At 42.7% G+C, this 8,553-nt stretch carries 2 protein-coding genes; both read right to left on the reverse strand.

Features of this window, described 5'->3' with window-relative positions; all coding sequences use genetic code 11:
* Nucleotides 1–25: 25 nt before the first annotated feature.
* A complete protein-coding gene (locus tag KTQ83_RS10365) occupies nt 26–7,522 on the reverse strand; it encodes a DEAD/DEAH box helicase family protein (protein WP_244975843.1) in 7,497 nt (2,498 codons plus the stop codon).
* 68 nt (nt 7,523–7,590) lie between these two features.
* Nucleotides 7,591–8,502 carry a DUF5688 family protein gene (locus KTQ83_RS10375; RefSeq protein ID WP_342367255.1) on the reverse strand — a complete coding sequence of 304 codons (912 nt, stop codon included), beginning with the start codon at nt 8,500–8,502 and terminating at the stop codon, nt 7,591–7,593.
* Nucleotides 8,503–8,553 lie beyond the last annotated feature (51 nt).

Consider the following 8,553-nt stretch of genomic DNA (forward strand, 5'->3'; position numbering starts at 1 on the left):
TAGTTGAAGGTGCGGGCTGCCTCTTTTAGATTATTGAGCTTTGCCCATCGTTCAACTCCTCTTCTTTTGGAAATGGCTTTCCAACCTCTTCTTTTGCATTTGCAAGCTGTTCATATACTGTTTCCAGTCTTTGTTGTGCTTCTGAAAGCTTCTCTGGATAACTGTCCAACAGATTGTTGATACGAGTAATATTTCCAAGTGCATCTGCTCCAAGATGAACTTTCGAGACAGCCTCATGTTTGACAGATAGAATAAATTCTTTACTCCATCCATCAAACTGAATCCTCATATTGAATCCCTGATAGTTTCCGATATCCATCGCAGCATCTACAGCTTTAATATCTTTACATACCGCCAGAAGTGCTGCTCCTGCCTCTTTCTTTTCTGTGAACTCTTTGCCGCCAATCTCCATAGTAAACTGCTCTGGATCTGTGATTTTATGCTCTGAGTAATGAGCGATGTCTGCCTTGTAGCTGTCAATGATTTCTGTCAGTTTTGCAATCTGTTGTGGAAAATTCCTTGCAATATCATCTTCCAGGCGGTACTGGTTATTCATGTGGTTGGCTTTTAAAAGTTTTAATTTTGCCACATCAACATCCAATGCCATCTTCTCTTTTACTGCTGGATTTCCGGTTGCAAGAGCTTTGACCTCTGCATAGGAAAGTGCCGCTTCGTCCACATCCTCACAGCTTCGCACAGGTGCTTTGCTGGTCATAATCTGAGAAATGAATTTCTGCTTGTTCTCAATCAACTGCCACATGTAGCTGTCAAATGTGGATTCAGTTACATACCGGAAGATATGAACCTTTTTATTATGATTTCCCTGACGGATAATACGCCCTTCCCTCTGTTCCAAATCAGATGGTTTCCAGCCAATATCCAGATGGTGCAACGCAATCAGACGGTCCTGCACGTTGGTCCCGGCACCCATCTTTGCTGTTGAGCCAATCAAAAAACGAACCTGCCCGGATTTCACTTTTCCAAACAGCTCCGTCTTCTTTGCTTCTGTATTTGCATCATGAATAAAAGCAATCTCTTTTTCCGGTACACCTTTCGCTATCAGTTTCTGCTTCAAGTCATCATAAACATTGAAACTGCCATCACCTTTCGGTGTGCTCAAGTCACAGAAAATCAATTGTGCAGATTTCTGTGCTGCCGTGTCTTTCCAGATCTCATAACTTTTCTCTGCACAGACTGATATTTTGCTTTCTGGATTATCTGGCAATAATTCGTTCACCAAACGCTGATCCAATGCCAATTTTCTTCCATCATTGGTAATTTTCAGCATATTATCAACCGAAGCATCTACCCCTCCGTTTCTGACAACTTCTGCACGTTCCCCCAGACTTTCTACGATTTCTTTCTGCTGTTCCGTTGGTTTCAGCACCACTGTTTCATATTCCGCCTCTGGCACAGGAAGCTTTAACTGATCGGAAGTCTTGATATCTGCAATCTCCTTAAACATATTCATCAGTTCCGGAATATTATAAAATCTTGCAAATCTTGACTTTGCACGGTAGCCTGTTCCTTCTGGTGCAAGCTCAATGCTCGTGACTACCTCGCCAAAGGTGGAGGCCCAGGAATCAAACAGTCCAAGTCCCATATTTTGTAATTTGCTGTTCTGCAGATACCTCTGCATAACATACAATTCCGTCATGCTGTTGCTAATCGGTGTGCCCGTAGCAAAGGTAATGCCTTTTCCTCCGGTAATCTCATCCAGATACTGACATTTATTAAACATATCCGCCGACTTCTGTGCTTCATTCTGTGCAATCCCGGCTACATTTCTCATTTTTGTATAAAGAAATGCGTTTTTATAACTGTGTGCTTCATCTACATATAAATGATCCACTCCCAGTTCTTCAAACGTAACTACCTGATCTTTTTTCTCTTTCTGATTCAGTTTCTCCAGCCTTGTCTGCAATGTTTTTCTTGTCTTTTCAATCTGTTTGACGGTATAACGTCCACCATCCTGTTCATACCTTGCACTCTGGATTGCCATTTCCAGATCATCAATCTGCCTCTGAAGCATGGCTTCCTGTTTCTCATCAGAGATTGGAATACGCTCAAACTGGGAATGACCAATAATAACAGCATCGTAATTTCCCATAGCGATTCTGGCACAGAACTTCTTTCGATTTGCCGGTTCAAAATCCTTTTTCGTTGCTACCAGAATGTTCGCCCCTGGATATAACTGCAGGAATTCTGCTCCCCACTGCTCCGTCAAATGGTTTGGAACTACAAAGAGGTTTTTCTGAGATAATCCCAGACGTTTGCTCTCCATTGCCGCCGCTACCATTTCGTAAGTCTTCCCAGCTCCTACTACATGTGCCAGAAGCACATTATCACCGTATAGCTGATGTGCGACTGCATTTTTCTGATGCGGTCGAAGTTCTATTTCCGGATTCATTCCTGGGAAAGTCAGATGACTTCCATCGTATTCACGGGGACGGATACTATTAAAACGTTCATTGTACACGCTTACCAGTCTTTCTCTCCTCTGCTGATCCTTAAAAATCCAATCTTGGAATGCAGCCTTCAAAGCATCCTGCTTTTGTGATGCCAACATAGTTTCTTTTTTATTCAAAACTCGCACTTCATCCCCATTGTCATTTACGACTTTATCATAGATTCTAACATCTTTTAGATTCAAGGTATCTTCCAGAATCCGGTAGGCATTTGCTCTCTCCGTTCCATACGTTGCATAGGCAAACGCATTTCTTGGACTGTCGGCGTTCTTTCCTGTAATCCTCCACTCACCATTTATCTCAGAGAATTTTACCTGTATTTCCTTCTGCGCAAGATACCTCGGCGTATGAAGCAGTTCCACCATAAACTCCTGATAATCCGAAGGTTCAATCCAGGTGGCTCCAATACGCACTTCAATCTCCGATGCTTCCAGATCTCTCGGCTGAACTGCCTCCAATGCACGGACATTCGGTGTGAATTCTGGATGATTCTCTGCAAAAGTTCTCGCTGTATTTAATTTATCCCTAACATTTCCGGACAGATATTCATCTCCACTTTCCCACTGGTCTGTCAGTGGATTTTTGAAGATAACTCCAACCAGCTCTTCTGTGATTTTCTCTTCGGTCTTTCCGGTCAACTGTGCCATATATGGGAGATCTACTTTAGCCTTTTCATTTAGGGACAAAGCAAGTGCTTCTGTGGCTGTCTCCACACTTGTCACAGCGACCGCCTTTTTAATGGTTCGTTTGGTAAACATGTCCGCTTTCCGCTTCAATGTTCCATCTTCATTCAAGTCTTCCAGGGAACACAGCAGACAATAAGAAGAGTCATCAGAAAATGCACGTTTGTTAGCATTACTTCCAATAACTCCATACTTTGCTGTGTAGGTATCATACACCTGATTCAGTTTTTTCTGCTGTTTCTGGATTTCTTCGTCTGTGACAAATTCTTCCATCTGCATGGCGATCAGTTCACGAACGGTATCACGGATTGCAACCATGCCTTTTACACGTTCTGCAGTGGCTGCAGGCATTTTCACCTGATTCATCAAAGAATTGACACGGTAATATACCTGATCATCTACCACCGTATAGCTGTAATTTCGAACATTCGGATCTGCCGGAATACTCTCTGGCATCTCATCCAGTTCTGCCTCTATATCTACTGCCGCTACCATGCTTCCCTTGATGTGTTTTACAGCTTCTTGTAACTGTAATTCCAGATCAGCTCCTTCCATTGGAGCACAGGTTGTTTCCATACCATACGGACCGGACACTTCTTTCATCTCACCAAGAATCAATCCCGGATGCTGAACAAAATACTTGTTAATGGTAATCCCATTTGCATCACTCTCCAAATTCACCCAGTCTGGCATCTCTTTTGTGAAACTCTCACGCTTCTGGAAAAACAAAATATCAGCACTGACTTCTGTTCCTGCATTTGCCTTAAAAGCTGTGTTCGGCAGTCGGATTGCCCCCAGCAAGTCTGCACGCTCTGCCAAATATTTCCGGACTTCCGGTGATGCCTTGTCCATAGTTCCCTTTGTTGTGATCAACGCAGCTACACCACCTGGACGTAACTGATCTATAGTCTTGGCAAGAAAGTAATCATGAATCATAAAATTGTAGCGGTCATACTGACGGTCATTGACCTTATATGCACCGAATGGCACATTTCCGATTGCCACGTCAAAGAAATCATTGGGATAATCCGTCTTCTCAAAGCCTTTGATCTGGATATTGGCATCTGGATAGAGAAGTTTAGCAATTCTGCCACTGATGCTGTCCAGTTCCACTCCATAGAGTTTGGACTGGTTTAGATTCTCTGGAAGCTTTCCAAAGAAGTTCCCGACTCCCATAGATGGCTCCAGGATATTTCCCTTTGTAAATCCCAGATTCTCCAACACCTGATACATACTTTCAATCACAATCGGCTGTGTATAATGAGCATTTAATGTGGAAGCTCTGGCTGCAGCATATTCTTCCGGTGTAAGGACGGTCTTTAATTCCAGATATTCTGTCTCCCATGCAGATTTTGTCTCATCAAATGCATCTGCAAGACCTCCCCAGCCAACGTACCTGGATAAGATTTCCTGTTCTTCCGGTGTTGCATTGCGATTCTCATCCTCACATTTCTTTAACAACTGGATAGCCATGATATTGGCACGGAACTTTTCTTTTGCTGTACCCTGTCCAAGCTCATCATCTGTGATGCGGAAGTTCGTTGCTGGAATCGTTTCTGATATTCCGTTAATCTCTTCCAAAGATTCTTTTTCTTCCGATACCTCAACTTCTCCAGATAATTCTTTTTCTTTTTTATCATAATCTGTCCACACACGTTGAGAAATAGCAGTAAAATACAAGGACTCTTCCTCCATAATTTCTTCCCTGATTTCCCGTAATTCATCTAAAGTATCCGCATTTACAGTTTTGTTGTGATAATGATAATAAAGTACTTCTTGTCCGAGTTTTACATCCAGACGTTCCAATTCTTGTGTTGACATTCGATTCCAAATATCATCTTTTTCCGTATGAATCGTGAAACCTTCTCCATCATCATGATATTCTAATGTGTATTGAAGTCGATTCGCTTCTCCCTTAACTTTGCAATCAAAATCGTGGATTTTTGTTCTGGTACCAGACATATATTCTGAATCAACTAATCGCAAATCAGTTATATCTTCCGCTGTCAAAGTATCCTGCTCCAGCTGTTCTCCTAACATCTGCTGTGCTTCTTCCAAATCTGCCAGTCTTTGTGCTTCCTGTCGTTCTTCGTACTTTTCCATTTCTTCCGGTGACAAATAATCATCTGTGCGGATTAACTGGCGAACACGTTCTGCAACCTTGTTCCACTTTAATAAAACTTCTACCTCTGGACTGCCAATTTTCCCTTTTGCAAGTTTTAATCCTTTTGCATCATGGGATGCGTCGGAAGCATCTGCTCCTGGTATTCCGGGTGAAGAACCACCTGTTCCATATTCATTTTTCAGGAACTCAGCTGCATCTTTCATATCATGGTGCTCCATGAAATACTCATAGATTCGGTTACGTCCTCCGGCAGTAATACCGCCTCTTCTTAACACTGCATCAATTTCATCCTGTGTGATAAAGGATAGTGCCGGACGTTCGACCGTAAATTTCTGGTCTACCCAGGAACGCTCCCTCTGAAGATCCTGAAAGCGTTGGAAATATTCCGGATTATGCTGAATCTCCCAGCGGTAATAATCTCCCGGATTCTCATCCATATATTTCTGCAGCCATTCAAAACGATAGACAATCGCATCTGCTTCCTCTTGATCTGTCCATGCTCCACTCACTACATCCTGCCAGTCTGAATATGATTGTTTCTTTTCCCAGTTTCTGCAAGTATCCCGAAAATGAAGTGCAAGAAGATTGGTCATTTCTTCCTGCTCCTGTTCAATGGCATTATTGGAAATCAAATTATCCACGTAATTTCCATCCTCATACATATCCCGAATTCTGTTCGCTGCTTCTTCCCACGTAACCATGCGGTCAAAGTTTCTTCTGGCAGAGTCCCCTCGCCGGATACGGATACCATCATTGTCATACCAGATACTGATTTTCTGACCATCTATGGTAAATCCTTTGCCACCAGTTCCATATTCATCTTTCAGAAAACTCCGCATTTCTTCATTATCCAGACCTTCAATCAGTCTTGCTGTAATATGAAACAGTGTATTTTTCTGTCCGCTTCCCGTGCGGAGAATATCATTTACCACTTCATCGGAAATAAGAAAAGCGGCTGGCTGTTCCAATGCAGCTGCCGCTTTCCTTATTTCTCCTAACTGTTCCTCTTCTGTTGGGAACAGACTTAACTGTAAATAATCTCCTGAATCACCAGCTCCTCTGCCTGTGCCTTGATCTGGTTCATGTGTCTGGTCCATGCCATCCCGTCTGCCATTTTGTCCGGTGCCGGATCTTTCTCCAGAAGTTCGTTCATCAGGTCGTCTACTCTCTGTCTTGCCTGGCTGTCGATCTCCATCAGATGACTGTCCAGACGGTTCTGCAGTGTCAGAATGTTGAACCTGGCTACCTTGTGATTTCTCAGATACTCTTTCCGCATCATTCCGTACTTGCCGATGGTTCCTCTCGTCTCTTCCAGGCTGATATCTGGAATCTGATACTCTCCGTTCTGGCTGTAACTGATCTCTCTCATAGTCTGTTTCCTCCTTTTTTTCTTCTCTATCTTCTGTGTTATCTGTATTGCTTTCGCGAATTAACGTGTTAAATTCATTATAAGCTACTTCTTTTTCTTTTGCAACCGTTTTCAGGTCATTTTCCAGATCATTCAGAACATATCGTCCAATCTGCATCAGAACTGGTCTGCTGATCTCGTTGACTGCACTTCCCAGATGTCCTAATACTTTCAGCTGATTGAAGTCCGTAATATGCCGAAAATCCTCTGCATCCAGATATTCCTGTACATCCAGTCCACACCTGTTTAGTAATACATACCAGACACTATTGGTCATCAGTTCCCGGAATTCTACTTCCTGATTCTGTTCGTCCAGTTCTTCCAAAAATGTCCCTGTCACATCCAGTCTCAGTTCTTCCAATGCATCTGGAAGCCATTCCTGCATACTCTCCTTCGCTGCCTGATGCAGACTTTCAGCAAGTCCTCCTTCTGTATCTTCCAGTGATAACTGCTCCTGCAGATAATCTGCCACCAGATGTTCTCCTTCTACTGGAAGATTCCATAACTGAGGATCCTTTCCAAGATTCCGCACTTTATAAGTGTCCTGCACATCAAATACATACCGAAGTTTTGTTTTCGGTCCGGAAGTATTGTCAATCAAGGCAATCCCCTTAGATCCCTTTTTGATCCATCGGTACATCTTCTGATTCCAGATTTCCATGGATGCTACGGCAGTTGCTTCCGGTCGCTGTGCATAAATTAAAAGCTGTTCTGGAAAAGTGTATTTGTACAGTCTGGATGCAGTGTTTAGGAACCGCATCCATTCCTGCGGACTGGCAGCTACATCTTTTGCCACCTCTTCCGTCAGCTGTTCCATTGCATATAATTTATTTGCCATGCGCTACTCCTTTTCATAAAATCAGGGACTGCTTAGCACAGTCCCCTTAAAATCATCGTTGCTTCTCTTTATAATGCTGTGGCAAGATCTTTTGACTTATTCTTCGGCACTTTCTCTGCTTCTTTTGCCTTGATCTCTGCCTTGGCTTTCTCCAGCTTTCCGTGTATTCCTCCTTTGGCTTCTTTTTTTACAGCTGTTTTTTCTGCTTCTTTTGCTTTTTCTAGCCGTGCTTCCCTGCGTTCAGCATTTTCCATGACTGCTGTCTTTCCATCACAGAACTGAACCTTATCTGACAGCTGTTCCTCTCTTTCTACCTGTGTCTCATTGACTTCTTTTACCATCGCATTTAGTTCCGGGACCTGAAAAATTCCGTTATCAGGGAGAATCAGCACTTCATGAATGGAAGATGGGATGACAAAATAATCACTACCCAGGCATTCCCCAATCTGTTTACGAATATCTTCCTGCAGTAACAGGGAAGCTCCATTCATCTTAGCTTTGTTTGTCAGACAGAACATTGGGTTTTCCATGGCTTCCATATCCATTTTTTCATTCAGCAGGTTTTCTGGTTCTTCACCAAAAATCGTAGATTTGATAATCTCATTCATATCCATAAGTGTGACACCACGTTTTCGGTCTGCCACCATCGCATCCGCTTGAATCTGTTCGGCAGATACTCCCCACTCGTTCATCAGAGAAACAGTTACCGGAATACTGCTGATCCCTTCTCCATTTTCCTCCAGATTTACTGCATAATAAGCTGCAAAATCTCCGTGTTCTGTGACTACTTTATCTGCAAGAAGATCGGTATTCCATTCCTTATCACAAATTCTCATCTGTAATTTGTCCTTCATCTTTTCATAATCCAGAATATCTGGAACTCCCATATCAAAAAATTCTGCTTTTCCCTGTGCCTCAATACGCATATCAGCCACATCGCCAACACAAGAGTCTACATCTTTTCCATGGATATATTTGATGTTAGCATATAAATAGGACTAGTCAAAAAGAGAAAATTTACACCAGTGGTA

The organism is Holdemanella porci, from assembly GCF_019052655.1.
GTDB lineage: Bacteria > Bacillota_I > Bacilli_A > Erysipelotrichales > Erysipelotrichaceae > Holdemanella > Holdemanella hominis.

Coding starts and splice junctions, on each gene's coding strand:
- KTQ83_RS10365 (WP_244975843.1), bottom strand. CDS start 7,522: ATGGCAAATAAATTATATGCAATGGAACAGCTGACGGAAGAGGTGGCA.